The sequence below is a fragment of the Ramlibacter paludis genome, assembly GCF_022012305.1.
GTDB lineage: Bacteria > Pseudomonadota > Gammaproteobacteria > Burkholderiales > Burkholderiaceae_C > Ramlibacter > Ramlibacter paludis.
The window spans coordinates 455,510-481,948 of record NZ_JAKLTM010000002.1; the positions used below are offsets into that span (position 1 = coordinate 455,510).

The 26,439-nt window shown below is 68.4% G+C and carries 27 protein-coding genes and 1 tRNA gene; 24 read left to right on the forward strand and 4 right to left on the reverse strand.

What is annotated here, in order from left to right; genetic code table 11:
• Window positions 1–8 precede the first annotated feature (8 nt).
• Window positions 9–1,562, forward strand: coding sequence for an amidase (locus LZ009_RS08910; protein WP_275697551.1), 1,554 nt, complete (start codon window positions 9–11; stop codon window positions 1,560–1,562).
• Here the strand turns inward: LZ009_RS08910 and LZ009_RS08915 are convergent.
• Window positions 1,556–2,530: a hypothetical protein gene (locus LZ009_RS08915; RefSeq protein ID WP_275697552.1), complete on the reverse strand. Its 975-nt coding sequence runs from the start codon at window positions 2,528–2,530 to the stop codon at window positions 1,556–1,558. The two genes, LZ009_RS08910 and LZ009_RS08915, sit on opposite strands and share 7 nt — an antisense overlap.
• Window positions 2,531–2,673: 143 nt before the next feature.
• Between LZ009_RS08915 and LZ009_RS08920 the strand changes: the two genes are divergently transcribed.
• From LZ009_RS08920 to LZ009_RS08960, 9 genes are all read left to right on the forward strand, one after another.
• Window positions 2,674–3,591 carry a LysR family transcriptional regulator gene (locus LZ009_RS08920; protein WP_275697553.1) on the forward strand — a complete coding sequence of 306 codons (918 nt, stop codon included), beginning with the start codon at window positions 2,674–2,676 and terminating at the stop codon, window positions 3,589–3,591.
• Window positions 3,588–4,025: an LEA/WHy family protein gene (locus LZ009_RS08925; protein WP_275697554.1), complete on the forward strand. Its 438-nt coding sequence runs from the start codon at window positions 3,588–3,590 to the stop codon at window positions 4,023–4,025. Before LZ009_RS08920 ends, LZ009_RS08925 begins: the two co-directional genes overlap by 4 nt.
• Before the next feature lie 83 nt (window positions 4,026–4,108).
• Window positions 4,109–4,486 (forward strand): hypothetical protein, encoded by a 378-nt coding sequence (locus tag LZ009_RS08930; protein WP_275697555.1) that lies wholly within the window; start codon window positions 4,109–4,111, stop codon window positions 4,484–4,486.
• The gene (locus LZ009_RS08935) at window positions 4,483–6,351 is read left to right on the forward strand and encodes a hypothetical protein (protein ID WP_275697556.1); all 1,869 of its coding nucleotides are present in this window, start codon (window positions 4,483–4,485) and stop codon (window positions 6,349–6,351) included. The genes LZ009_RS08930 and LZ009_RS08935 overlap by 4 nt, the downstream gene beginning before the upstream one ends.
• On the forward strand, window positions 6,348–7,139 hold the full coding sequence (locus LZ009_RS08940; RefSeq protein ID WP_275697557.1) for a hypothetical protein: 792 nt from the start codon (window positions 6,348–6,350) through the stop codon (window positions 7,137–7,139). The genes LZ009_RS08935 and LZ009_RS08940 overlap by 4 nt, the downstream gene beginning before the upstream one ends.
• 61 nt (window positions 7,140–7,200) lie before the next feature.
• Window positions 7,201–8,499, forward strand: coding sequence for a M20/M25/M40 family metallo-hydrolase (locus tag LZ009_RS08945; RefSeq protein ID WP_275697558.1), 1,299 nt, complete (start codon window positions 7,201–7,203; stop codon window positions 8,497–8,499).
• Window positions 8,500–8,503: 4 nt separating this feature from the next.
• Window positions 8,504–8,926 (forward strand): hypothetical protein, encoded by a 423-nt coding sequence (locus LZ009_RS08950; protein ID WP_275697559.1) that lies wholly within the window; start codon window positions 8,504–8,506, stop codon window positions 8,924–8,926.
• Entirely contained in the window at window positions 8,923–9,600 is a 678-nt protein-coding gene (locus tag LZ009_RS08955; RefSeq protein ID WP_275697560.1) for an ABC transporter ATP-binding protein, read from the forward strand. Before LZ009_RS08950 ends, LZ009_RS08955 begins: the two co-directional genes overlap by 4 nt.
• On the forward strand, window positions 9,597–10,820 hold the full coding sequence (locus tag LZ009_RS08960; RefSeq protein ID WP_275697561.1) for an ABC transporter permease: 1,224 nt from the start codon (window positions 9,597–9,599) through the stop codon (window positions 10,818–10,820). Before LZ009_RS08955 ends, LZ009_RS08960 begins: the two co-directional genes overlap by 4 nt.
• 141 nt (window positions 10,821–10,961) lie before the next feature.
• Here the strand turns inward: LZ009_RS08960 and LZ009_RS08965 are convergent, their stop codons facing one another.
• Complete coding sequence (locus tag LZ009_RS08965; RefSeq protein ID WP_275697562.1) at window positions 10,962–11,861, reverse strand: LysR family transcriptional regulator; 900 nt, start codon at window positions 11,859–11,861, stop codon at window positions 10,962–10,964.
• Between the two features lie 77 nt (window positions 11,862–11,938).
• Here LZ009_RS08965 and LZ009_RS08970 point away from each other — a divergent pair, with 77 nt between their 5' ends.
• The 3 genes from LZ009_RS08970 to LZ009_RS08980 are packed head-to-tail and all read left to right on the forward strand — an operon-like array spanning window position 11,939 to window position 15,151.
• Window positions 11,939–13,207: a Rieske 2Fe-2S domain-containing protein gene (locus LZ009_RS08970; protein WP_275697563.1), complete on the forward strand. Its 1,269-nt coding sequence runs from the start codon at window positions 11,939–11,941 to the stop codon at window positions 13,205–13,207.
• A 14-nt stretch (window positions 13,208–13,221) separates the two neighbouring features.
• Window positions 13,222–14,133, forward strand: coding sequence for a TauD/TfdA dioxygenase family protein (locus LZ009_RS08975; protein ID WP_275697564.1), 912 nt, complete (start codon window positions 13,222–13,224; stop codon window positions 14,131–14,133).
• 25 nt (window positions 14,134–14,158) lie between these two features.
• Entirely contained in the window at window positions 14,159–15,151 is a 993-nt protein-coding gene (locus LZ009_RS08980) for a Bug family tripartite tricarboxylate transporter substrate binding protein (RefSeq protein ID WP_275697565.1), read from the forward strand.
• Between the two features lie 13 nt (window positions 15,152–15,164).
• Here the strand turns inward: LZ009_RS08980 and LZ009_RS08985 are convergent, their stop codons facing one another.
• Window positions 15,165–15,659, reverse strand: coding sequence for an outer membrane protein assembly factor BamE (locus tag LZ009_RS08985; protein ID WP_275697566.1), 495 nt, complete (start codon window positions 15,657–15,659; stop codon window positions 15,165–15,167).
• A gap of 110 nt (window positions 15,660–15,769) precedes the next feature.
• Here LZ009_RS08985 and LZ009_RS08990 point away from each other — a divergent pair, with 110 nt between their 5' ends.
• From LZ009_RS08990 to LZ009_RS09010, 5 genes are all read left to right on the forward strand, one after another.
• The gene (locus LZ009_RS08990) at window positions 15,770–16,756 is read left to right on the forward strand and encodes a Bug family tripartite tricarboxylate transporter substrate binding protein (RefSeq protein WP_275697567.1); all 987 of its coding nucleotides are present in this window, start codon (window positions 15,770–15,772) and stop codon (window positions 16,754–16,756) included.
• Window positions 16,757–17,093: 337 nt separating this feature from the next.
• The gene (locus LZ009_RS08995; protein ID WP_275697568.1) at window positions 17,094–18,524 is read left to right on the forward strand and encodes a hypothetical protein; all 1,431 of its coding nucleotides are present in this window, start codon (window positions 17,094–17,096) and stop codon (window positions 18,522–18,524) included.
• 133 nt (window positions 18,525–18,657) lie between these two features.
• Complete coding sequence (locus tag LZ009_RS09000; protein ID WP_275697569.1) at window positions 18,658–20,007, forward strand: M48 family metallopeptidase; 1,350 nt, start codon at window positions 18,658–18,660, stop codon at window positions 20,005–20,007.
• Between the two features lie 43 nt (window positions 20,008–20,050).
• A tRNA-Gly gene (locus tag LZ009_RS09005) sits at window positions 20,051–20,124 on the forward strand.
• Between the two features lie 132 nt (window positions 20,125–20,256).
• Window positions 20,257–20,706 (forward strand): NHL repeat-containing protein, encoded by a 450-nt coding sequence (locus tag LZ009_RS09010; RefSeq protein ID WP_275697570.1) that lies wholly within the window; start codon window positions 20,257–20,259, stop codon window positions 20,704–20,706.
• 43 nt (window positions 20,707–20,749) lie between these two features.
• On the opposite strand, the gene LZ009_RS09015 is transcribed toward LZ009_RS09010, so the two are convergent.
• Window positions 20,750–21,277: a response regulator gene (locus LZ009_RS09015; protein ID WP_275697571.1), complete on the reverse strand. Its 528-nt coding sequence runs from the start codon at window positions 21,275–21,277 to the stop codon at window positions 20,750–20,752.
• Between the two features lie 175 nt (window positions 21,278–21,452).
• Here LZ009_RS09015 and LZ009_RS09020 point away from each other — a divergent pair, with 175 nt between their 5' ends.
• From LZ009_RS09020 to LZ009_RS09045, 6 genes are all read left to right on the forward strand, one after another.
• Window positions 21,453–22,169, forward strand: a complete 717-nt coding sequence (locus LZ009_RS09020) for a Crp/Fnr family transcriptional regulator (protein WP_275697572.1) — start codon at window positions 21,453–21,455, stop codon at window positions 22,167–22,169.
• Complete coding sequence (locus tag LZ009_RS09025; RefSeq protein ID WP_275697573.1) at window positions 22,166–22,855, forward strand: Crp/Fnr family transcriptional regulator; 690 nt, start codon at window positions 22,166–22,168, stop codon at window positions 22,853–22,855. The genes LZ009_RS09020 and LZ009_RS09025 overlap by 4 nt, the downstream gene beginning before the upstream one ends.
• Window positions 22,856–22,919: 64 nt before the next feature.
• Window positions 22,920–23,771, forward strand: a complete 852-nt coding sequence (locus LZ009_RS09030) for an ABC transporter ATP-binding protein (RefSeq protein WP_275697574.1) — start codon at window positions 22,920–22,922, stop codon at window positions 23,769–23,771.
• Complete coding sequence (locus LZ009_RS09035; RefSeq protein WP_275697575.1) at window positions 23,771–24,493, forward strand: ABC transporter ATP-binding protein; 723 nt, start codon at window positions 23,771–23,773, stop codon at window positions 24,491–24,493. Before LZ009_RS09030 ends, LZ009_RS09035 begins: the two co-directional genes overlap by 1 nt.
• Window positions 24,493–25,365: a branched-chain amino acid ABC transporter permease gene (locus LZ009_RS09040; RefSeq protein WP_275697576.1), complete on the forward strand. Its 873-nt coding sequence runs from the start codon at window positions 24,493–24,495 to the stop codon at window positions 25,363–25,365. Before LZ009_RS09035 ends, LZ009_RS09040 begins: the two co-directional genes overlap by 1 nt.
• A 5-nt stretch (window positions 25,366–25,370) precedes the next feature.
• Window positions 25,371–26,426, forward strand: a complete 1,056-nt coding sequence (locus LZ009_RS09045; protein WP_275697577.1) for a branched-chain amino acid ABC transporter permease — start codon at window positions 25,371–25,373, stop codon at window positions 26,424–26,426.
• The last annotated feature ends 13 nt before the right edge of the window (window positions 26,427–26,439 follow it).

A 26,439-nucleotide genomic window follows, 5' to 3' on the forward strand; every position in this document is an offset into this window, starting at 1 on the left:
TCCCGCGCATGCCACGCACCGTCCCCCTGCTCGCCGCGCCGCTCCTCGCCGCCACGCTGGCGCACGCCCAACCCGCCCTGGTCGAAGGCTCGGTCGCCGGCCTGCAGCACCAGATGGAAGCCGGCGCCACCAACGCGGTGGCGATCACCCGCGCTTCGCTGGACCGCATCGAACGCTTCGACCGCGCCGGCCCGCGCACGCGCGCCGTCATCACCACCAACCCGGACGCGCTCGCCATCGCGCGCGACCTCGACGCCGAACGCAAGCGCGGCAAGGTGCGCGGGCCGCTGCACGGCATCACGGTCCTGGTGAAGGACAACATCGACACGGGCGACAACATGATGACCACGGCCGGCTCGCTCGCCCTGGTGGGCCCGCCCGCGACGAAAGACGCCTTCATCGTGAAGAAGCTGCGCGATGCCGGCGCGGTGGTCCTCGGCAAGACCAACCTCTCCGAATGGGCCAACATCCGCTCGTCCAAGTCCACCTCCGGCTGGAGCGCGGTCGGCGGCCAGACCAACAACGCCTACGATCCGCGCCGCAATCCCTGCGGCTCGTCGTCCGGCACCGGCACGGCCATCGCCGCCAGCTATGCGGTGGTCGGCATAGGCACCGAGACGGACGGCTCCATCGTCTGCCCCAGCAGCATGGCGGGCCTGGTCGGCCTGAAGCCCACCGTCGGACTGGTGAGCCGCGCCGGCATCGTGCCCATCTCCTCCTCGCAGGACACCGCAGGGCCCATGACGCGCAGCGTCGCCGATGCGGCCGCCGTCCTCACGGCCATCGCCGGCGTCGACCCGCAGGACCCGGCGACCGCCGCCGCCCAGGGCCACGTCGCGAGCGACTACCGCAGCTTCCTGCAGGGTGGCCTCGCCGGCCTGCGGATAGGCGTGGCACGCAAGCGGGTCACCGGCTACAGCCAACACACGGACCGCCTCTACGAACAGGCGATCGCGGACCTGAAACGGCTGGGCGCCGAAGTCGTGGACAACACCGACTTCGGCAACCTCGGCGACTACGACGACGCCGAGCTCGACGTGCTGCTCTACGAGCTGAAGGACGGCATGGACAGGTACCTCGCCACGCGGCGCGGCGTGCCGGTACGCACGCTGGCCGACGTGATCGCCTTCAACGAGAAGAACGCGGCGAAGGAGATGCCCTACTTCGGCCAGGACCTGTTCATCAAGGCGCAGGCCAAGGGGCCGCTGACCGACCAGGCCTACATCGACGCCGCGGCCAAGGCGCGCAAGCTCGCGCGCGAGGGCATCGACCAGGTGCTCGCCGGGAACCGGCTCGACGCGATCATCGCGCCCACAGGCTCGCCGGCCTGGCTGACCGACCACGTCAACGGCGATTCCTACCTGGGGGCCAGCTCGTCACCGGCCGCCGTCGCCGGCTATCCGAGCATCACGGTGCCCATGGGCGACGTGCGCGGGCTGCCGGTGGGGCTGTCGTTCACCGGCACGGCCTGGGACGAAGGCAAGCTGCTGCGCATCGCCCACGCCTACGAACAAGGCACGCGGCGCCGCAAGGCGCCGTCGCTGCGTACCGCGCCTCAGTAAGGGGTGTCGACGCGCGCGGGCACGAAGCTGCTCGTCCCGCGGCTCACGTTGCTCATGGCTTCCAGCACGGCGTCGACGGGCGCGCGGTGCGACTTGTCGATGAAGCGGACGGCCACGTCGAGTTGCGGCAGCGCGGCCAGGGCCTGCACGGCGCTCTCGCAGGTGGCGGCGCAAGCTCCGACGAGCCGCACGGCGGGCCACACGTCCTGTTCGGCCAGGAGGTCGACGATGGATTGCGCCAGGCGCGCAGCGGCATTGCCGCGGTTGCCCAGCAACAGCACCAGGCACTGCGCCTGCTGCAGCGACATGCGCACCATGGAGTTGTCCAGCGCGCCGCGCGACAAGGCCTGCACGCGCGTGACCTGGCCGTCGTGCGGCAGGTCGACATAAGCCGCACCCACGTCGGGGCCGGTGAGATCGCCGCCCGCAAAGCGCTGGTAGACCACGTCGCCGCGGTACTGCTCGGCGATGGCCCGCACCAGTTCCACCGAGCCCGTTGTCTCCGAGGTGACGGCAAACACGTTCTCGCGCGCCACGGCGGCCATCGCGTCCTTGCCGGCCAGCAGGCAAGGCGCGGTGAGCTGGCGCCAGATCTCGGCCGGCTCGGCGGCCCAGCCCAGCTCGTGCTGGCGGCCCACGCTGTGGATGCGCCGCGCCACGTCGTTGGGCGTTTCGCGGCTGTGCACGGTGGCGATGTGGAGCGTCTCGGCCAGCCCGCGCGGGCCCTGGCTCTGGTGCACCATCCGGTGCTTGCCCAGCCAGCGGAAGGTCTGCGAGGCTTTCCAGGCCTGCTCCACGGCCTCGGCCGAGCCTTCGTGCCACTCCAGGAACCAGCCGGCCGAATACCAGACTGCAGTGCGGCAACCCCGGGCCTCGTTGAAGCGGCAGAAGTCGGCCCGCATGGCCAGCAGCTTTTCCACCACGGACCCCTGCAGCAGGGACGGGCTCACGCCCATCAGCCTGTGCACGGAGCCCTCGTTTCCAAAGCTTCCCATCGCCGCCACTCCAGCATTCCAATTACTTTAGGCCTCAATTTTTCCGCGCCGCAACAAAACCGTCCAATGCATTGAGTTCCTAGAATCGATGCAACCGACGCATAGAGGGGCCGCCGATGGACCTGAAACGCATGCAGCACGTGCTTGCGCTTGCCGACGAACGCAACTTCCGCCAGGCGGCGGAGCGGGTGCACCTGACGCAGCCTGCCTTCAGCCGCAGCATCCAGGCGGCCGAAGAGGAATGGGGCATGAAGCTGTTCGACCGCGGCGGCCGCGGCGGCGTGGTGTGCACCGCGGCCGGCATGCACGTGGTGGACCGCATCCGGCGGGTGGTGAACGACTGGCGCGCGCTGGAGCGGGACGTCGTGCTGTACCGCGACCAGGAAATCGGCGACCTGGCGATGGGCATCGGCCCGTACGCCGCCGCCACCCTGCTCGGCCCCCTGCTGCTGGACCTGCGCATGCGGCACCCCGGCGTCCGGCTGCGGGTGCAGGTGACCAACCCCGCGGTGCTGATCCAGTGCGTGGCCCGCGAGGAACACGAGTTCTTCTTCGGCGACGTGCGCTATGCCCGCGACGACCCCGCGCTGCAGGTCACCCCCATCAGCGGCCACGTCGGCGGCTTCTACGTGCGCACCGGCCACCCGCTGCTGTCGGCGCGGCCGCTTCTCACCGCGGATATCGGCGCCTTCGGCCTGGTCACCAGCCGCCTGCCCGAGCCGGTGCACGTCATCCTGTGCAAGCTGATGGACTGCACGCCGGAGGAAGGCCCGCCCATCGCCGTGGAGTGCGACGACGTGCACCTGCTGAAGACGCTCACGCTGGGCACGGATTCGGTGATGATCGGAACGCCCAACTTGGTGCGCGCGGAAGTGCAGGCGGGAACGCTGCACGCGCTGGCGCCGCGGGACCTGCCCGAAGTGCGCACCTCGCTGGGGGTCGTTTCCCTGCGCGGCCGGACGCTCTCGCCGGTGGCCGCTTACGCGGTGGAATTCCTTTCGCAGATGGCCAATGAAGATGGGGAGGCCGCATGATTCGCCGCCGTGTTCTCGGAGCGGGCGCGCTCCTCCTGCTGGGCGGCTGCGCCGGCTACCTGCTGCGCGAGCCGCTGCGGGTGCAGGTGGCCGACGTGCAGTCGCTCGACGGCCAGGGGATGGAACTGCGGTTCCTTTGCCTGCTGCGCGTGCAGAACCCCAACGACACGCCGCTGGATTTCGACGGCATCTCGCTCGACCTCGACCTGCGCGGCACCGCGTTTGCCAGCGGCGTGAGCGAAACCCAGGGCACCGTGCCGCGCTTCGGCGAGATCCTTGTCTCGGTGCCGGTGAGCGCGTCGGCCATGGGCCTGGCGCGGGTGCTGTTCGGCATGTTCGGCCAGGACCGGCCGCGGCTGGACTACCGGATGCGGGGGCGGATCGGGAATGTGCGCTTCGAGTCGACCGGCGAGCTCACATTGCCGTCTTCCTAGCATCCCACCGAAGACGGAGGCTTGCACCCTTGTGAGCGCTTGCCGAGCTGGATACGATCGGTTGCAAACAACCCGTCCGTCGCATGCTGCAAATCCGGCCCGACCAGATCACCAAGCTTCGCGGCAGGCGCTCCGAGCAGTTCCAGCATCGGCTCGTGAACCACCTGCAGATCACCTACCGCGATCACCTGCGTGACTGGTCGCGGGAACAGCTCGAGGCTTTCGCGAAGACGGTCACCGCGGCGGCGCCCCAATGGGGCTTTCGCGCCGAACGGGACATCGCCGAAGTGGCCATGCTGGTGCTCGAGATCAAGCTGGCCTGGAACCCACCGCGCACGCCGCCCTGGTTCCAGAGCGTGGTGACGGACAAGACCCTGAACCCGCGCGCCAAGCACTACCACCTGATCCGCGCCTGGCACGAGCATCTGCGCACCCACATGCCGCAGGGGGTCAGGACGTGAGCCGCCCGCCGGTCGTCGACTTCAGCAGCCAGGTCGACCCCGAGGCACCCCTGCAGTCCCGGGACTTCGACGAGGACGAGACGCCGGACATCATCAAGAAGTGCGCCGCGGCGACCGCAAAGCCGCAACGCGCCACCCGCAATCCTTGCGACGTCGGCCAGCTGGTGCTCGAGGACGAGGCCTCGGGGGTTTTCGTGATGGCCAAGTCCCAGATGCGGGCCCGGCGCGGCGACCAGGAGAAGGTGCCGCCGCACCTGCGGCAGGACCTGGAGCAGTACGACGTGGTGCTGGAACGCGCCGTGGACTACGTCGGACGCACCATCGACAAGACCTCGCGCGAAATGGAGCGCCCGAAGAAGACGCTCCAGCTCGCCACCACGACGGTCTACACCGGACGCTGCACGCACGGCACGCACCCCTTGATCGAGCTCGCGTCGCAGGGCGACATCGGGGCACCGGCCCAGCCCATGCGCCCGGTGCTCGAAGCGCCGCGCAGCGGGCGGCCGCGCGAGCAAAGGCTTTCGTGGAACGCCCTGGTGGCCGAAAAGCTGGAGATGGTGGCGCGGCCCAGCGAGCAGGTGAGCCAGGAGAAGAAGGACCCCGGCGCGTTCTTCCTGCCGTTCTGGTTCGTTCCCACCTCCGCGCAGGCATGGGCGGTGTCCGCCAGTTCGTGCGGCATTCCGCTGGCTCCGCCGGCCGTGAACGACTTGAACGGCTTGGTGCGCACCTATCCGCGCGACAAATACGAATTCAAGTGCAAGCTGCCCGCACGCTACCAGTACGAGGGAGAAAAGTCCGGCAGCATCAACCTGAAGCGCGAGCGGACCTCCGCGAAATCCAGTTCCACCAAGAGCTTCGGCAACACGCAGTACGCCACGCAGTCCAGGCACACCGTCGACGCGGCGGGCAAGGAATCGCAGTCGCAGGCCATCACGAAGGGCAACGCCACCGGTTTGGAAACCGAGACCTTCAGCAGCGGCGCGGACAAGACCAGCATGAAGCGCGTCAAGCAAAGCTCCGAGTCGCTGTTGCTGGGCGCGGTCTCCAAGACCCATGCGACCACCCGCGAATCCAGCTACGAAGGCGCCAAGCCGATCAAGGAAACCGACACCACCGAACTGAAGACCGCCATCACGTTCAAGAAGAACGGGCAGGAACTGGAAGTGGTGAAGTTCGTCAACACGTTGCTGGACTACAAGGAGAAATTCCGCGCCGCGATCGACGAGATCCAGAACATGGTGCCTGCCCTCGGCTGGAAGGCCAAGGTGGACGTGAAGCTGCTGGAAGGATCCGTCGGCGTGGCCTGGGAGATCCAGAACGCCGAGGACGCGAAGGGCCCCCTCAAGTACGTGTACCGCTCGGACCGCTACGTGGGTGTGCGCAAGTTCTGGGCGGTCGACCTGAACGTGCTGCTGTTCGGCATCACCGGCACCATCACCGTCGGCATCGAGGTCAAGGTCAACCCGCTGTTCTGGAAGATCGCGGAGTTCACGCTCAAGGCCGAAGGCAAGCTGGGCGCGGAAATCAACCTGAACTGGCAGCACACCAGCGACGCCGCCCAAGTGGCCTGGCCCACGCGTTCCATCCGCGCGCCCTGGTCGGTGGGCGGCGCGTGCCGCGTCAACACCGTCGGCATCTACCTCGTGGACGGGGAGGTGACGGTGGAGGGCGGCTTCGTGCTGAACGCGCAGGTGGAAGTCGACGACCACAAACCCTTCGCCATCCAGGTGCAGGTCGACCGCGAAGAGACGACCCGCACCTGGCACGGCGTGGTCGGCTCGGAGCCGCCGGACCCGGTGAAGGTCGTGCTCTGGGACAAGAAGGACAAGTTCTGGGTGGGCAACCTGATCGGCGGCGACGCATGATGATCCCGCACGTGGACGTGCGGCTCGCCGGCTGCGAGGCCGAGGTGTGGCTCAACGACATTCCGGTCCTGCGCTTGACCGGCGACAGGATCCCGCCCTTCGCGACCCGCCCGGTCGCCGAATTCCTGCGCGGATCGAAGAACGTGCTGACGGTCGTGCCCTTCCCCGGGCCGACGCCCGGCACCTCCCGCCAGGCCATGCCCAGGCAGGCGGCCGCGGATGCCGCCATCGAGGCCAAGCTGGTGCTGTACGAGCCCGGCGACTTCCCCGGGAGCGGTGCCGGTGACGACGTGATCACGATGGTATTCGGCGAGGGCGCGACGCAGCCGCTGCCGACCCAGCCGGCATCGCTGTCCACCGACGGCCCCGCGGGGCTGCCGCCCTGGGGCTGGGAACGCGCCGCCCGCATCGACTCCGACCCGCGCATCCGCTCCGCCATCGGCCAGTTCGTGCAGGCTGCGCAAACGGCCTTCGCCGCGGGCGATGCCGCGTTCTTCCTGCGCCTCGCGCGCACCAATTTCCAGGAGCTGGCGCAAGCCTATCCGGGACTGACGCTGGCGGAGCGGGAGCAGCGCTTCAAGGCGTGCTTCGCCCCCAAGCCCGGCGAAGCCTCTTGGCAGGTGGCGCCGCTGCAGCCCGCGGAGTTCGACTTCCGCCTCTGTGCCGAAGGCCGGCTGCTCGAACTGGTGGACAGGCAGTTCCGCCCGGTCATCCGCGGCCAGAGCCGCCACTGGCCGATGCGCATGTTCGTGGGCGTGCTGGACGGCCAGTTGCAGGTGTTGCGGTGAGCGCGGGAAGCGGCGCGTCATAATCACCGTTTGCATACACACACAAGAGGAGAAGCTGTCCGTGCCGTTCGCCCGCCTTTGCATCCTTCCGCTTTCCCTGGCCCTCGCCTTCGCCGCCTCCTCGGTGGGCGCGCAGACCGCCAACCACGCTGCCGACGTCAGCCGCATCCTGGCCAGCCCGGGCTTCAAGGCGGCCAGCGCGCAGCTTGACAAGGAGCACGGCCGCATCGTCGAAGACGGCATCAAGCTCACCGAGATCCCCGCGCCGCCCTTCAAGGAGGAAGTGCGCGCCCGCGAATTCCAGAAGATGCTGCAGGCCGCCGGCCTGGCCGACGTGAAGATCGACGAGGAAGGCAACGTGCTCGCGCTGCGCAAGGGCACGCACGGCGACGGCAAGGTCGTGGTCGTCTCCGCCCACCTCGACACCGTGTTCCCGCCCGGCACCGACGTGAAGGTCAAGCGCCAGGGCACCAAGCTGTACGCCCCCGGCATCGGCGACGACACCATGAGCCTGGCCGTGCTGGCCGGCTTCGTGCGCGCCATGCAGGCCGCCAACATCAGGACGCGCGACGACATCCTGTTCGTCGGCACCGTGGGCGAGGAAGGCCCGGGCGACCTGCGCGGCGTGCGCCACCTGTTCACCAAGGGCGCCTACAAGGACAAGATCAAGAGCTTCTTCTCGGTGGAGTCGGGCTCGGTGGCCGGCATCACCAACGGCGGTGTCGGCTCCAAGCGCTACCGCGTCACCTTCAGCGGCCCCGGCGGCCACAGCTTCGGCGCCTTCGGCCTGGTGAACCCGATGTTCGCCATGGGCCAGGCGGCCAGCGAGTTCTCGCGCATCCAGGTCGCGGCCTCGCCCAAGACCACCTACAGCATCGGCCTGGTCGGTGGCGGCACTTCGGTCAACTCGATCCCGGTGGAAGCCTGGATGGAAGTCGACATGCGCTCCGAGTCGGTGCCCGACCTGAAGCGCGTCGAAGACCGCATGCTCACCATCGTGAAGGAAGCGGCCGAAGGCGAGAACTTCGCGCGCTCCACCAAGGAAGGCAAGATCAAGGTCGAGGCCAAGCTGATCGGCGACCGCCCGGCCGGCAACACCGCGGTCACCACCGACCTCGCGCAGTACGCCAAGGCCGCCATCGAAGCCGGCGGCTACAAGGTGAACTACCAGTGGAGTTCCACCGACTCCAACATGCCCATGAGCCTGGGCATCCCGGCGCTGACCATCGGCCGCGGCGCCCCCGACAGCAGCGGCCGCTCCCATTCGCTCGACGAGTGGATGGACGTGGACAAGGCCCCGATGGTCAAGGCCATGGCCACCAGCCTGAGCATCGTGCTCGCCGCCACCGGCATGGAGTGATGCGATGAAGCGCCGCCACGCCGCAGCCGCCCTGGCTTTGCTGCCGCTGGCGGCGCGCGCCGAACTGCCGCGCGTGCGCATGTTCGAGCTGTACAACGAGGACAAGGCGCGCACTTTCTCGCCCACCGCGCGCAAGCTGGCGGGCCAGGTGGTGAGCATGCAGGGCTTCATGGCGCCGCACCTGAAGGTCGACTCCGACTTCTTCGTGCTGTCGAACACGCCGGTGGAGACCTGCCCCTTCTGCGCCTCGGAAGACCAGTGGATCGACACCATCGTCTTCGTGCGCATGAAGAAGCGGCAGCAGGCGGCCCGGCCCGGCGACCTGATCCAGGTGGAGGGCCGGCTCGAGATCGGGCCGCAGACCGATGCGGCCACCGGCTTCACCAGCCGCGTGCGGCTGGTGGACGCCACCTACCGCACCCTATGACGGCGGTGGGCGGGTTGCAGGCCCGCTCGCTGGGCGTGACCTTCACGGACCGCGATGGGCGCAGCTTCCAGGCTCTGTCCGAGGTGGGCGCGCAGTTCGGACCGGGAGCGCTGACCGCGATCGTCGGCCCCTCGGGGTCGGGCAAGTCGACGCTGCTGCACGCGCTGGCCGGCATCGTCCTGCCGCAGCAAGGTGAGGTGGCGTGCGGCGACGTGGTCGTCAATCGCCTCGCCGAGCGCCAGCGCGATGCCTGGCGCCTCGCGAACTGCGGCATGGTGTTCCAGGACTTCCGGCTGCTCGACGAACTCGATGCGCTGGGCAACGCCGTGCTGCCCGCGCAGTTCGATCGCTGGCGCTCGAACGCCGCCCTGCGCACGCGCGCGCAGGACCTGCTGGCGCGCTTCGAGGTTCCCCTGCGCTCCGGCCCCGTCGCCCGCCTCTCGCGCGGCGAGCAGCAGCGCGTGGCGCTCGCGCGTGCCCTGCTGTTGGACCCGCCGCTGATCCTGGCCGACGAGCCCACGGCCAGCCTGGATGCCGACAACGGACAGCGCATCGCGCAGGAACTGCGCGCCCTCGCCGCCGCCGGCAAGACGGTGGTGGCGGTGACGCACGACGACAAGCTGGTGGCGCTGGCCGACCGCGTGCTCACCTTGCGCGCAGGCCGCCTCCAATGAATCCCTGGCCGGTCATTCGCGCAGCGCTGGTGCGCTATCGCTACAGCGCCCTCGCCTTCGTGGTGCTGGTTGCGGCCGGCGTCACGCTGGCCGTGGCCATCCTGTCGCAGGAGCGCGCCCTGCGCGAGGGCAGCGCGCGGGCGGCGGATCGCTTCACGCTGATCGTCGCGCCGCCCGGCAGCCGCACCGACGCCTTGTTCACCGGGGTATTCCTGCGCCCTGGCTCGTCGCAACTCCTCTCCGGCACGCTGACGGCGGCCTTGTTGAACGACACGCGGGCGGCCTTCGTCTCGCCGCTGGCTTTCGGCGACAGCCACCACGGCGCGCCGGTGGTCGGCGCCATCGCCCCGCTGGTGGAGCACCTGTCGCAAGGCCTGGCCGAGGGGCGCGTCTTCGCCACGCGGAACGAGGCGGTCGTGGGCGCGCTGTCAGACCTGAAGATCGGCGACACCTTCCGGCCCGCGCACGGCGTGCAGCACGGCGGCGCGCAGCATGGCGGCGACGACAAGCTGGACGCGCACGACACCGCGCTGCAGGTCGTCGGCCGCATGCGGCCTACCGGTTCGCCCTGGGACCGCGCCGTCGTGATTCCGGTGGAGACGGTCTGGGCGCTGCACCAGCGTCCGACGGGCCATGCGCCGGACTCGCCGCAGCTCGGCCCGCCCTTCGACCCGGCCTACACGCCCGGCATCCCTGCGGCGGTCGTGCACACGCCCAGGATCGCGACGGCCTACCAGCTGCGCGCCGCCTACACCGGCAAGGAGTCGATGGCCTTCTTCCCGGCCGAAGCGCTGCTGCAGCTGTATTCCGTGCTTGGCGACATGCGGCAGCTCATGAGCCTGCTGGCCATCGTGACGCAGGCCCTCGTGCTGGCAGCGATCGTCTCCAGCGTGTTCATCCTCTTTCGCCTGCTCGCCCCGCAGTTCGTCACCCTGCGCGCGCTGGGCGCGCCGCGCCGCTACGTCTTCGCCATCGCCTGGGGCTTCACCGCCTTGCTGGTCGGGGCCGGGGTGCTGGCGGGGCTGGCGGGCGGCTATGCCTTGTCGTTCGGCATCGGCAGCTGGCTGGCGCGCAGCACCGGCGTCGCGCTGCAGCCCCGCCTGGGCGAGGCCGAAGTGCTGGTGGCGCTGGCGATCTTCGTGGTGGGACTGCTGCTCGCCACCCTGCCGGCCTGGCGGATCCAGCGCACGGACCTGGCCGCGGCCCTCAAGGGCGAATAAAAAAAAGAAAAAAACCGGGCCCTGCCCATCATTTCATCACCGCGTCGCAAGCCAATGCCGGCGCGGCTTCCGGGCCGTGCCCACACCCTTTTCCACAGGCTTGTCCACGCCGCTTGTGGGATGTGCCAACCGGCGGGTGTGCTAGGAAAAAGCCTTCACCAGGACGCCCCGCAGCCAGCGGTTGGCCGGGTCGTCGTTCACGCTCTTGCTCCAGTGCAGGTGCGAGTCGAACACCGGCGAGCGGAAGGGCAATTCCAGCCGCGCCAGCCGGTGGAGGTCGGCAAAGGCGTCGGCGATGGCGTCCGGCACCGTGGCGATCAGGTCGGTGGCCGCGATGATCTCCGGCAGGCTCATGAAGTGCGGCGTGGTGAGCGCCACGTCGCGGTGGATGCCGCGCTTTTGCAGGTAGACCTCCAGCAGGCCCTGCGTGCGCGTGGGCGCCTCCACCACCACGTGCCGCGCCTCGCAGAAGCGTTTCAAGCTGAAGTCGCGCACCAGCTGCCGGTTGGCCGAACTGCAGATGACCACGAAACCGTGCTGGCCGATCTTGCGGCGCACGAACTCGCTGGTCTTCAGGTCGGGGAAGTAGCCCAGCGCCAGGTCGACCTGGCCTTCCGACAGTGCGCGCAGCAGCTGCGGCTGCGGGATCGACACCGAGCGCAGCCGCACCCGCGGCGCGACGCGCGTCACGGCGTTCAGCGCGCGCGGCATGTACATGGCTTCGGCCGTGTCGGACAGCGAGAGGCGGAACTCGCGCTCGTCCGTCGCCGGGTCGAAGCGGCCCTTGCTCAGGATGCGCTGCTCGATCACCTGGATGGCCTCGCGCATCGGCGCCGCCAGCTCCTTGGCCCGCGTCGTCGGATGCATGCCGGAGGCGGTGCTGACGAACAGCGCGTCGCCCAGGTCCTGCCGCAGCTTGGCCAGCGCGCTGCTCAGGCCCGACTGGCTCATGGCCAGCGAGCGGGCTGCCGCGCCCACGCTGCGCAGCTCCAGCACCGCCATGAAGATCTTCATGGATTGCAGGTTGAGGTTGGCGGGCATCGGAAGATTCGATTGCGGTGATCTGGATCATAGATCGCCGGAGCGCCTAGACTGGCCGGTCACCCTGGAAGCCGCCCATGCTCAGCCACGAGAAGAATGCCATCCTCACCCAGTCCGGCCCGGACGCCCCGATGGGGAAGTTCATGCGCGCCTTCTGGACGCCGGCGATGACCGCCGCCGAAGTGCCCGCGGCGGACGAACCGCCGGTGCGCCTGCAGCTGCTGAACGAGCGGCTGGTCGTGTTCCGCGACAGCGCCGGCCGCGTCGGCGTGCTGGAGGAGAACTGCCCGCACCGCGGCGCCAGCCTGTTCTTCGGCCGCAACGAGGAAGGCGGCATCCGCTGCGTGTACCACGGCTGGAAGTTCGACGTGGACGGCGGCTGCATGGACATGCCCACCGAGCCCGCCGGCAGCCGCATGTGCCAGAACGTGAAGGCGAAGGCGTACCCCGCGCGCCTGGCCGGCGGCCTGCTGTGGGTCTACATGGGCAGCGCCAGCCCGGCGCCCGAACTGCCCGCCTTCGAATTCATCGGCCTGCCCGGCGATCAAATCTATGCCTCGCGCTGGCACCAGGAGTGCAACTACGCGCAGGCCATGGAAGGCGAGCTCGATAGCGCGCACGTCGGCTTCCTGCACCGCATGGTGAACCACACCAGCGAGGACAACCAGGCGCTCACCGGCAAGTACTTCAAGGAAGACACGGCGCCATCGTGGAAGATCCTGCCCACCGAGGCCGGCTTCCTGGCCTGCAACGGCCGGCGCGTGGACGGCGACAAGCGCTACTGGCGCCTGAACCAGTTCCTTCTGCCCTTCTACACGATGATCCCGCCGCGCCCGGGCGACGCGCAGCTGGTGCGCATGTGGGTGCCGATGACCGACGAGCGCTGTTGGGTGATCTGCGTCACCTTCCGCCCCGACCGCGCGTTGGGCGCGGAGGAACTGGCAGCCTGGCGCAACGGCGACAACTCGCACCGCAAGGTGATCCCGGGCACGACGACGCCGACCGAGCGCAAGGACAACGACTACCTGATCGACCGGCAGGAGCAGAAGACGATCTCCTTCACCGGCATCAAGGGCATCCGCGCGCAGGACGCGATGGTGACCGAGAGCGCCGGCCCCATCGCCGACCGCACGCGCGAGCACCTGGGCTCCAGCGACATCGCCGTGGTGGCCATGCGCCGCACGCTCATCGAGCAGGCCGGCAAGTGCGCGGCCTCGGGCGAGACGCCGGTGGCCGTCACCAAGCCGGCGCTGTACCGCGTGCGCGCGACACAAGCCGTGCTGCCGCAGGACATGCCGGTGGAAACCGCCGACGAAATCATCCGACCGGCGCGCGCCGCCGCCTGAACCCACGGAAGACCATGCAAGCCCAATCCTCCTTCGACCGCCACCCGGTGCTGGTGCACCCCCGCGACTACAAGCACATCCGCGTGGAGCCGCTCACCGGCGTGCTCGGCGCCGAGATCCACGACGTGGACCTGCGCAAGCCCCTCGACCCCGAAACCTGGGACGAGATCCGCCAGGCCTTCGCCGACCACCAGGTGATCCTGTTCCCGAAGCAGGAAGTGACGCACGAGCAACACCTGGCCTTCAGCCGCAATTTCGGCCAGGTGATCCGCGTGCCGCAGCTGCACAGCGTGGACGGCTACCCGGACGTGCAGATCATCCGCCGCCTGGCCAGCGACACCGGCCGCGTGGTGGGCGAGAACTGGCATGCCGACAGCACCTATCTCGACGAGCCGCCGGGTGCGGTGGTGATGCGCGCGGTGGACGTGCCGGCCTATGGCGGCGACACGGGCTTCCTGAGCATGTACGCGGCCTACGAAGCGCTCTCGGATGCGTACAAGGCGATGATCGCGCCGCTGAACATCGTGCACAGCGCCACGCGCATCTTCGGCTCGGTCTACCAGTCGCAGAACCGCAAGTACAACGCCGCCGGCACCAAGACCGACCTGAGCGTGGAACTGGGCGACCGCGAGGTGGTGCACCCGCTGGTCTGCACGCATGCGGCGAGCGGCCGCAAGTTCCTGTACCTGAACAAGACCTACACCCAGCGCATCGAGGGCTTCACCACCGAGGAAAGCGCGCCCATCCTGGCGCACCTGTACGATCACTGCGCGCGCTTCGACTTCACCTGCCGCGCGCGCTGGCACAAGGACCAGGTCCTCGTCTGGGACAACCGCTGCACCATGCACCGCGCGATTCCCGACTACACGGGGCAGGACCGCTTCATGTCGCGCGTGACGATCGCCGGGCCGCGTCCTTCGCGCTGACCCCCATCAAAAAACCGGAGACAACATGAAATTCACCCGCCGCTGGCTTCTCGCCGGCCTCTTCGCCGCCCTCTCCACGCAAGCCTTCAGCCAGCACGCCGACTTCCCGAACAAGCCGGTGTCGCTGGTCGTGCCCTTCGCCGCCGGCGGCGGCCTCGACGTGACGGCGCGCATCATCGCCGACCGCCTGAAGGAAGAACTGGGCCAGCCGGTGCTGATCATCAACCGTCCCGGCGCCGGCAGCGCGGTGGGCGCGCGCGTCGTCGCCGCGGCGCCGGCCGACGGCTACACGCTCTTCATCACCTCGGGCTCGGCCTACGGCTACCTGCACCTGCTGGTGAGCAACTTCGAGTTGAAGCTGGACGACTTCGTGCCGGTGGCCGCGGTGGCGTCCAATCCCTCGGTGATCGTCGCCAGCACCAAGCTGCCGGTGAAGACGCTGGGCGAACTGGCCGACTACGGCCGCAACAAGCCGGGAGAGATCAGCTTCTGCAGCACCGGCGCCGGCGGCCTGAACCACCTGCAGCTGGAGATGTTCAAGCGCGCCGTGAAGGCCAAGGGCGGCAAGGACTTCACCGTGACCCACGTGCCTTACAACGGCCTCGCGCCGGCGCTCACCGGCGTGCGCGACGGCAGCGTGCAGGCCTGCACCTTGCCTTACACCGCGCTCGTGAAGAACCTCAATGGCAAGGACCTGCGCGTGCTGGCCGTGCAGCGCGGCTCGCGCCTGCCCTGGCTGCCCGACGTGCCCACCACCGGCCAGCAGGGTTTCCCGGAGCTGGATGGCAACGACGCCTTCATCAACATCGCCGCGCCCAAGGGCACGCCGGCGCCCATCGTCGCGAAGCTGGAAGCCGCGCTCCAGAAGACGATGGCCGATGCGGCCGTTCGCAAGAAGCTCGACGAGCTCGAGGTGCAGCCGGTCTACATGAACGCGAAGGAAACGCAGAAGTGGCTGGAGGACGATGTCCGCAAGTTCAGCGGACTGATCAAGGAGTCCGGGCTGGCGGTGAAGTAGCCGCGCGCCCTGCCTACTTGGCCGGCAACGTGTGCCGCTCGTCGTCCACCGTTGCCGTCGCCAGCACCTTCCGGTCGCGGTCGAAGGTCACCTCGAACACCTTCGGCGTCTGCCCCTGCACGAACCGCCACTGCCAGACCTCTTCGTCGGGCTTGGTCGCGTAGAACACCGACTTCGCCTGCCGGCCCAGCAGGCGCCGCACGTCGCCCTGGTACATGCCGGGCTGCACCTTCGCGAAGTTGGCCGGCGTGAGCAGCTGGCGCAACGAGCTCATCTTGCCGTCGGGGCCGATGGCGATCTCGTAGTTGGTCGTGCCTTCGGGCTGGCGCGGATACGAGAACACCTTGCTGCCGTCGGGCCGCTCGACGACCTGCGCGGGCTCGCCGAACTGGTGGCGCACGTCGTATTCGGTGGAGACGCCTTCCTCCAGCTTCGAAGCACGTTGTTCGTCGCAGCCGCCGGCCACGAGAGCCGCGGCGAGCAGGAGGGGAGTCAGGACATGGCGCATGGGGGCCACGATAAAGCACGGCGGGGCGAATCGCCATCGATAGTTTCCAGGTCAGGCAAACGACAGCGGCTTTTCCTAAAGTCCCGCCACCCCCTCCACCAGGAAACCCCTTGAAGCCCTCCCTCGCTCGCAACGCCCTGGCCGCCGCCGCCCTCGTGCTGGCCGGCCTTGCCGCCCACGCCGCCGAAGACGCAGCCAGATTCCCCAGCAAGGTGATGACGCTCGTGGTGCCGTACGCGCCGGGCGGCAGCTCGGACGTGCGCGCGCGCATGCTCGCCGCGAAGATGTCGGCCACGCTGGGCCAGACGATCATCGTCGACAACAAGGCCGGCGCCGGGGGCAACATCGGCACCGCCGCCATCGCCAAGGCGGCGCCGGACGGCTACACCTTCGGAATCGGCAACTTCGCGCCGCTGTCGGTGAACAAGGCCATGATGCCCAGGATGCCCTTCGACCCCGAGAAGGACCTGGCCCCCATCATCCTGATCGAGCGCGGCCCGCTGGTGCTGGTGGTGCCCGAGAAGTCGCCGCTCAAGACCTTCAACGACCTGGTCGCCTTCGGCAAGGCGAACCCGGACAAGGTCAACTTCGCCTCCGCCGGCACCGGCGGCGCTTACCACCTGGCGGGCGAGCTGCTGGCGCAGTCCACCGGCGTGCCCATGGTGCACGTGCCCTACAAGGGCGGAGGCCCCGCGACCACCGACCTGCTGGCCGGCCAGGTGACCTTCATGTTCGACATGGCTCCCGCCGTGCTGCCGCACATCAAGGAGCACAAGATGCGCGCGCTGGCCGTGGCGCACGAGAAGCGGCTGGCGCAGCTGCCGGACGTGCCGACCCTGGGCGAGCTGGGCCTGAAGGACATGGCGATGTCCAACTGGTTCGGCCTGGTCGCGCCCAAGGGCACGCCGCCGGCGATCATCGCGAAGCTGAATGACGCGGCCAACAAGGCGCTGAGGGAGCCGGACGTCGCGCAGGCCATCACCGGCCCGGGCAACATCCTTGCGGGCGGCACGCCGGAGCAGTTCCAAGTGTTCGTGAACGCCGAGACAACGCGGTGGGGCAAGGTGGTGAGGGACAAGCACATTACGGCGGAGTGATACGCGCCGCTCCTCCCAAAGGCGGAGCTCGCCGCGTCGCGACGAACCTAGAATCTCCGAGGTCCGCCGCCGTGTTGATGGCAGGACCCGAGCTTCCCAAGCTCGAAACAACGAGAAGGTTCTACCAATGCAGTCAGGGAGCAAGGTCCGATCCAGGGGCTGGTTGTGTTTGGCGCTACTGGCGCTCCCCCTCGTCCTCGGGGCCTGCGGAGGCGGCGGAGCAGCAACGGCACCCAATCCGACCCCTGCCCCGCCTCCCGCCCCGCCTCCGCCGACCATCACGCTCCTGAGCGCCTCGGCGATCGAACCGGAGCAGTTCACCGTTGCGGGCAGCAAGGTGTTCTTCCTCGCCCGGGATGCATCCGATCACCCGGACGAACTGTGGGTGAGCGATGGCACGCCCGAAGGGACCTCTAGGCTCCGCGACCTGAATCCGGCCGGCAAGTCAGACGTTTCCGGCATAACGCCGTTCGCCGAAGGCGTGCTGTTCTTCGTTTCCTCCGGAGATCTCAACAATCCGGGAGCCGGCTTGTGGTATTCGGACGGCACCACTGCAGGCACGCGGCTCGTGAATCGCCCCGTGCCGTGGGGGCATCGCACCCCGATTGCGATCGGCGTGTACGGCGGCCGCTTCTACTTCGCCGAAGCGGACTTCAGTTACGCGCAGGTCATCTGGAGCAGCGACGGCTCCACGCAGGGCACGAACCAGTTGCTGTCGGTGGCGAATCTCAGCGTACAAAAGCCGTATGAGGCTGACACCTGGCTCACGGAGTACCGGAACAAGGTGCATTTCTACGGAACCCCTCCCATCGACATCTACGATTTCTCTTCCCGCCCGATCCGCCAGATCTATAGCACCGAGGGAAGGGAGTTCGACTTGAAAAGCCTGACCAATGCCACGCAGCCCGCAACCACGGGTACAAGCAAGGCGATCACGGTCTTCAAGGACCGGCTGTTCTTCAGCTGGAATTCGCCGGACACGGGCGCGGAACTGTGGACCAGCGACGGTACCGCGGCAGGTACGCGGCTGTTGGTAGAGACGCTCCCTGGCATCGAAGGTGGAACGCCGTCGAACTTTCAAGTGGCGAACGACTACCTGCTGTTCTTCGCCTACGGCCCCGAGAAGCAAGTCGACTTCAGAAAGGCGCTTTGGCGCACGGACGGCACGGCAGCCGGGACCGAGCTGCTGGGCAAGGTGGAAATCCTCAACAACACGAACATGGTTGCGATGAACGGCCGCTTCTACTTCGCGGGAGCGCGCCATGGCACTTGGAACACGACCTTGTGGAGCACCGACGGCACCGCCGCCGGCACCTACGAAGTCAGCGATGCGGTCGACCCGGCCAACTCCCTCCAGGCAAAGAACATGGTCGTGCTGGGGAAGCGGATCCTGTTCCAGGGCCGCCGAGGCCAAGCGAGCTTGCCCTGGACCAGCGACGGCACACGTGCGGGAACCGTGATGCTGAAAGAAGTCTTCCTGCGCGCTCGACAAGAGATCGATCCGCCAGGTTGGGTTGCAGTGCGAGGCGACAAGGCTTATTTCGTCGGCGCACCGATACCTGACAACTACCAACTGTTCGAGACGGACGGCACCGGCGCCGGGACGAGAGCAATCGCACCCGCGGATGCATCCGTGACGGCGAATCCGATGGGCAAGGCCACGTCGCCCCTCTCCGTGTTCCCCAACCCCGTGCCGGTGCCGGCGGGAGGCTTCCTGATCTTCCGGGGCAACTTTCACGGCGCCGGAGGCAGGCTGTACCGGATGTAAACGCCGGCGCGTGAAAATTCGTTGATTAGCCTACGAGTCCGGGCCGCACCCGCACGGCCCGGACTGCTCCAAAGGGTAATCACTGATGAACCCCTGGGGCCGCGGAGAAGAATGCAGAGGGGAGGAGTACCCCATGCACACCCACTTCCTGTCCGCCCTGGCCCTCACCGCCCTCCTCGCCGGCTGCGCTGCGCCCAGCACCAAGCGTGTGGAGGTCACCACGCAGCAGACCGCCGTCGAAGCGCAGAAGCAGCTGGACCTGCTGGCGGAGGAAATCGTCGCCGACCAGGCGCGGCTGCATCGTGTGCACTGGCAGGTGGTCACCCGGTCCACCGCGCTGTGCCCGAAGACGATCCGCTCACCCGGCCTTTACACGGCGGTGCTGCCCAATGGCGACCTGGCCGCGTCGATGAAGAAGCTGTACGGCGTGGACGCCCTTCCGACCGTGGTGAGCGTCGTGCCGGGCAGCCCGGCCGACCTGGCGGGCGTGAAACCGCGGGACGTGGTGGTGTCGGCCTGGAACCTGCCGACGTCGCCGAAGGAGCAGGAAGCGATCCGCGAGCGCGCCCGCACGGCAAAGTCCGGCGAAGTGATGCCGGTGCAGGTGCGCCGCAACGGCGAGATCGTCAACCTCACGCTGGAGCCGGTGCTCGCCTGCGACTACCCGGTCGTCCTGTCCACCGAGCAGGAGGTGAACGCCTATGCCGACGGCGACCGCATCGTCGTCACGCGCGGGATGATGGCGTTTGCGCGCACCGACGAGGAACTGGCGCTCGTGATGTCCCACGAGATGGCGCACAACACGATGTCGCACATGACCTCCAAGCGCGTGAATGCGACGCTGGGAACGATCGGCGACATCGCGCTGACCATCCTGACTCGCGGCGCGTACAACATGAACGCCCTTTCGAGCCTGGCGAGCAATGCCCACTCGCAGGAGTTCGAAGCCGAAGCCGACTACGTCGGCCTGTACATGATGGCCAACAGCGGCTACGCCATCAACGACGCGCCGAAGTTCTGGCGCCGCATGGCGATGACGAGTCCGGGCAGCATCAAGCAGAACTCGCTCCTGGCCAGCCATCCGTCGACGTCGTATCGGATGGTCGCGCTCGAGGAGACCGCGAAGGAGATCGAGCAGAAGCGGGTGGAGGCCGTGGCATTGCTGCCGGCGCGGAAGGATGGCAAGCCTTTCGTGCCCGGGGAGAAGGTGATGATGGCGGCGCTGCCGTCGCCGTTGACGAAGTCGGCCGGTGGGGTACAGGGCACTGCGTTGGCTGATGCGAAAGGCGATGGGGCGGTGGCTCTGGCGGCGGCGACGGGGACGAGGGAAGTGGTGGGGTGTGTGCCATCCGGCACGGTCGCCGGGGACAAGATCACGCTGGCCGATTGGGGATTGGTGCAGGTGAAGGCGCTGTTGAATGCGGAGGCGGGGTGTGCCAATAACGGGGGTGTGGCGGCGACGTTTGCGCAGATCAAGCGCTGACAGCCGGAAGACGCCCCGACCCTCTACAATCCGTTCCTGACCTGCGGGCGTCGTTCAATGGCAGGACCTGAGCTTCCCAAGCTCAAGACGTGGGTTCGATTCCCATCGCCCGCTCCAGTTTTTCTCTCGACGCGAGGTACGCGCTTCGCGATCCCTGGGTTCCCGCCTTCGCGGGAATGACGGCGGGGCCACTTGCCACCACGCCCATCCAGGCGCAGGATGACGCAACCTCCGCCCCAGGAACTGGCCATGCCCCTCCGGCACATCCTGTCCTCCGCGTTCCTCGCCACCCTCACTGCCTGCGGCGGCAGCGCCAGTGGCGAGCACTACTCGATCCAGCTCAATCCACCGCAGACGTGTCCGTCGGCGCCTTGCGTCACCACCGTTGCAGGCTCTGGGCAACCCGGCAACGCCGACGGCACGGCGATCGCGGCGCAGTTCTCTTTTCCGTACGCCGACGCCGCCACCGACAGCGCCGGCAACCGCTATGCCGCCGACCCCTACGGCAACCGCATCCTCGTGACCACGCCGGACGGCCGCACCTCGGTGCTCGCGGGCACTGGCAGCAGCGGGGACGAGGACGGGGCTGCCGGCGCGGCGAGCTTCAGCATGCCCACCGGCCTGGCCTTCGGCGCCGACGGCGCGCTCTACGTGGCCGACATGGGCAACCGCAAGATCCGGAAGATCACGTTCGATTGAACGGAAGCCCTGGGTCCCCCGCCTGCGCGGGAATGACGGGATTTCAGTTCAGCGGCCGCTTCTCGACACGCGTCATCTGGTCCAACACGCTCTGCAAGCCGTTGCCGGACCGGTCGCCCGCGTGCATGGTTGCATCGTCCGCGGTCGGTGAGGCCTCGAACAGCGCGCGCTTCGCGAGCAGGCGATCGAGCTCCCGCGCGAGCTCTCTCCCGTCCACCGGCGCGACCAGGAAGGCGTCCGTGCCGCACACTCGCGCCGCGTCCGCATCGTCGTCGTCGACGCGAGCCGCCGTGATGTGGATCACCGGCAGCAGCGCCGTCGAATGGCGCGCGCGCAGCAGGCGGCACACTTCGAAGCCGCCCAGGTCCGGCAGGTGCACGTCCAGCACCACCGCGGACACGAACTCGCTCAGTTCCAGGGCTTCCGCGCCGCCCGACGCTTCGACCGTGCGATAGCCCGCGGCGCGCAGGCTGCGCGCCACCGAGTACTTCATCGCGGCGTTGTCGTCCACGACCAGCACGCTGTACGCGTTGCGCAGGATCGATGGGTCGAAGAGGTTGGGGGTGGCCATGGGAGGAATGTGAGAATTCTCCTACAGGCACTCCGCCATGTCTGTACGCTGGCGAACATTGGAGTGCCTTTATTTCTCCACCCCGCACCGGGTGCCGAGGAATGAGGGACGCGACGGCCCCCCCTCCTACTTGACGGGTGACGTGAGTCCGTACGATAACGTACCGATCCGCACCATGCCAATCTACGATCCCCGCCACAACCACCTGCTCGCCTCGCTTCCCGCGGCGGACTGGGAACGCTGGGCGCCCGCGCTGGAGCCGGTGACGATGGAACTCGGCGAAGTGATGTACGAGCCGAACGTGGCAATGGCGCACATCTACTTTCCCACCACCGCCATCGTCTCGTTGCTCTATGTGATGGAGGACGGCGCGTCCGGCGAGATCGCCGTCGTCGGCAAGGAAGGCCTGGTCGGCGTGTCGCTGTTCATGGGCGGCAACTCCACGCCGAGCCGCGCGGTAGTGCAGAGCGCCGGCCACGGCTTCCGCATGCGCGCCGACATCCTGTATCGCGAGTTCCAGGACTCCGAGCCGGTGATGCACCTTCTTTTGCGCTACACGCAGGCACTGCTCACGCAAATGGCGCAGACTGCGGTGTGCAACAGGCACCATCCCGTGGAGAAGCAGCTATGCCGCTGGCTTCTTCTGAGCCTGGATGCACTCGAGGGCAACGAATTGATGATGACGCAGGAACTGATCGCCAACATGCTGGGCGTGCGGCGTGGGGGCGTGACGGAAGCGGCGTCGAAGCTGCAGGAGGCGGGCGTGATCCGCTACAGCCGCGGCCGCATCACGGTGCTGGACCGCCCCAGGCTGGAGACCATGACCTGCGAGTGCTACGCGGTGGTCAAAAGGGAATACGAGCGCCTGCTTCCGCCGCGCACCGCAAAATGAACGCCCTCCTGGGCCTTCTCGCGCGGCGTGAGCAAGCCGCGTTGCGCGAGCAGTGCGAGGTTGTCCCCCTGGTGCTGGGCGAAGACGTGCAGCAGCCCGGTGACGCCGTCGCCCACGTGCTGTTCCCTACCTCCGGCTACCTGTCGCTGGTGACCGGGACCGACGTCGCGCCCGGCATGGAGGTCGGCATGGTGGGCATCGAGGGCATGCTCGGCACGCACCTGCTGCTCGGCGTGCGGACCACGTCGCTGCGCGCGATGGTGCAAGGCGGAGGCGATGCCTTGCGGCTGCCCGTCGCGGCCTTGCTGGCCGCCATTGCGGCCAGCCCCACGCTGGACCGGGTGCTCAAGCGCTACCTGCACGTGCTCATGACGCAGTTCACCACCGCGGCGCCTTGCCTGCGCTACCACGCCATCGGGCCGCGCCTCGCGCGCTGGCTGCTGATGATGCACGACCGCTCGGGCCGCGTGGACTTCCACGCCACCCACGAATTCCTGTCGCTCATGCTGGGCGTGCGGCGCGCCGGCGTCACGATCGCTGCCGGCGAGTTGCAGGCCAAGGGCCTGATCCACTACGAGCGCGGGCTGGTGCAGGTGCTGGACCGCGGCGGCCTCGAAGCCGCGGCCTGCGGCTGCTATGCGCTGGACCAGGCGGCCTACCTCGACGTGATGCTCGCGCGCCGATAGCAGCCTCCAAGGCGACACCCCTGCGGGAAAACACCAAGCGCCGGCCCGGCCTGCGCATGAAAGCATGCAACCCTCCTTTGCCAGGCAGAAGGGTGCAGCCGTGCCAGTCGTCGCGCAGGAAGCCAGCCCCCGGGTCGCCCCGGATGCCGACAACGCCTTGTTGTCGGTACGGGGCCTGTGCGTGCGCTTTCGCGGCATCACGGCCCTCGACGGCGTTTCCTTCGACGTCCACCGCGGCCAGATCGCCGGGCTGATCGGCCCCAACGGCGCCGGCAAGACCACCCTCTTCAACTGCCTCTCGCGCCTGTACGGCTACGCTGAAGGCAACATCACCTTCGCCGGCCAGCCGATGGAGCAGGTGCCGCGGCACGGCGTGGCCCGCCTGGGCATAGGGCGCACCTTCCAGAACCTGGCGCTGTTCAACACCATGACCGTGCTGGACAACATCAAGGTCGGCCGCCATGCCCGCACGCGCAAGGGCTTCTTCGCGAACGCGCTGCGCCTGCCGGGCGTGGGGACCGAAGAAGCGGACAGCACCCGGCGCGCCACCGAGCTCGTCAAATTCCTCGGGCTCGAGGCGGTGGCGCAAAGGCGCGTGGCCGACCTGCCCTTCGGCACCCGCAAGCGCGTGGAACTCGGGCGCGCACTCGCCAGCGAGCCGACGCTGCTGCTGCTCGACGAACCGGCGGCCGGCCTGAACCACGAGGAGGTCGGTGCCCTGGGCAGCCTGATCAAGGCCATCCGCGACCAGTACCAGCTGACGGTGCTGCTGGTCGAACACCACATGGGCCTGGTGATGAGCGTGAGCGACCAGGTGGTGGCGCTCAACTTCGGCCGCAAGATCGCCGAGGGCACGCCGGCCGAAGTGCGCAACCACCCGGACGTGATCCAGGCCTACCTGGGAGCCGAAGCCTGATGGCCGCCCCGTTGTTGGAGGTGCGCAACTTGCACGCGGGGTACGGGCCCACCGAGGTGCTGCACGGCCTGGACTTCGCCATCGAGGAAGGATCCATCACCGCCCTGCTCGGCGCCAACGGCGCCGGCAAGACAACCACGCTGCGCGCCATCTGCTCCATGGTGCGCACCAGCGGCGAAGTGCTGTTCGCCGGCGAGCGCATCGACGGCAAGTCCACCGAAGACATCGTGCGCCTGGGCGTGGCCCACGTGCCCGATGGCCGCGGCACCTTCACCGACCTCACGACCGAAGAGAACCTGCGCCTGGGCGCCTACGCGCGGCGCGACCGCAGCGCGGCCAGCCTCGCGCAGGACTACGAGCGCATGTACACGCTCTTTCCCATCCTGAAGGAGCGGCGCCACCAGCAGGCTGGCACGCTCAGCGGCGGGCAGCAGCAGATGCTGGCGGTGGCCCGCGCGCTGATGCTGCATCCGCGCCTGCTGCTGCTGGACGAGCCCTCCTTCGGCCTGGCGCCGCTGGTGGTGAAGGACATCTTCGGCGTCATGCGCGACATCAACCGCACGCAGGGCGTGAGCATCCTGCTGGTGGAGCAGAACGCGGCGATGGCGCTGCGCCTGGCCGACCGCGCGCACCTGCTGGAGACCGGCACCATCGTGCGCAGCGGCAGCAGCGACGACCTGATGAACGACGACGCGGTGCGCCGCGCCTACCTGGGGTACTGATGGACGCCTTCCTGCATCAAGTGGTTGCGGGTCTCGCCACGGGCGGCATCTACGCCAGCCTGGCCCTGGCACTGGTGATGATCCACAACGCCACGCGCCTGGTGAACTTCGCGCAGGGCGAGATGGCGATGTGCGCCACCTACCTGTGCTGGTCGATGCTGCAGGCGGGCCTGCCTTACTGGGTGGCCTTCTTCGCCACCGTCATCCTGTCCTTCATGGCCGGCGTGGCCATCGAGCGCGTGCTGATCCGCCCGGTGGAGCGCGCGCCCGTCCTCACCACGGTGGTGGTGTTCATCGGCCTGTTGCTGGTGTTGAACAGCCTGGCCGGCTGGATCTTCAGCTACACCATCAAGAGCTTCCCCAGCCCCTTCCCCGCCAAGCCGCCTTTCGGCCAGACCATCGTCGGCTCGCACGAACTCGGCGCCATCGCGGTCACGCTGGTGGTTCTGCTGCTGGTGTTCCTGTTCTTCCGCTTCACGCCGCTGGGGCTCGCCATGCGGGCGGCGGCGCAGAACCCCGACTCGAGCCGGCTCGTGGGCATCCGCGTCGGCTGGATGCTGGCGCTGGGCTGGGGGCTGGCGGCGGCGATCGGCGCGACGGCCGGAATGATGGTGGCGCCCATCGTCTTCCTCGACCCGAACATGATGACGGGCATCCTGCTCTACGCCTTTGCCGCGGCGCTGATGGGCGGCATCGACAGCCCCGGCGGCGCGGTGGTCGGCGGCTTCATCGTCGGCGTGCTGGAGAACATCGTCGGCGCCTACCTGATCGGCACCGAGCTGAAACTCACCGTGGCGCTGGTGCTGATCGTCGGCGTGCTCACCGTCAAGCCCGCGGGCCTGTTCGGCCGCACCATCGTGCAGCGGGTGTGACTGCCATGGAAGCCCTCACCTCCGAAGCCGCACCCTTGCCAGCCGCGCCCGCGCAGGCCGCCGGCGGCGTGCGCGACTGGTCGCCGCGCTGGGTGCTGGCCAGCGTGCTGTTGATCCTGCTCGCCTGCGCCCTGCCCTTCGTGATCAGCAACTACCGCGTGTTCCAGGCCACGATGGTGCTGATCTACGCGATCGCGCTGCTCGGGCTCAACCTGCTCACCGGCTACAACGGCCAGATCTCGCTGGGGCACGGCGCCTTCTATGCCATCGGCGCGTACGTGGCGGCGATCATGATGGACCAGATGGGTCTGCCTTATTGGGCGACGATTCCCGCCGCAGGCGCGGTGTGCCTGGTGGCCGGCTTCCTGTTCGGCCTGCCGGCGCTGCGGCTCGAAGGCGTGTACCTCGCGCTGGCCACCTTCGCGCTGGGCGTCGCCTTGCCGCAGCTGCTGAAATACAAGCACCTCGAACACTTCACCGGCGGCGTGCAAGGCATCTCGCTGATCAAGCCGGACCCGCCCTTTGCCACGCTGTTCGGGCTCAAGCTGAATCCGGATCGCTGGCTGTATCTCTTCACGCTGATGGTCACGGTGCTGATGTTCGTGCTGGGCTGGAACCTGCTGCGCGGACGCGTGGGCCGCGCGCTGATCGCCATCCGCGACCAGCCCATCGCCGCCGCCACCATGGGCATCAACAACGCGCTCTACAAATCGCTGGCCTTCGGCGTCAGCGCGATGTTCACCGGCGTCGCCGGCGCGCTGGGCGCGATCGCGGTGGCCTTCGTGGCGCCGGACAGCTTCACCATCTTCCTGTCGATCACCTTCGTGGTGGGCATGGTGGTGGGCGGGCTCGCCTCGATCACCGGCGCGTTCTGGGGTGCGCTGTTCATCCAGTTCATCCCGAACATCGCCGACAACATTTCCAAGGCGGCGCCGTGGGCGATCTACGGCGCGCTGATGATCGCCTTCATGTACGTGATGCCCACGGGCATCGTCGGTGCGATCCGCCTGGCCTGGCTGCGCCTCCAGCGCAAACGGGGCCGGGACAACACAGCGGCGTGATAGCCGTATCCCC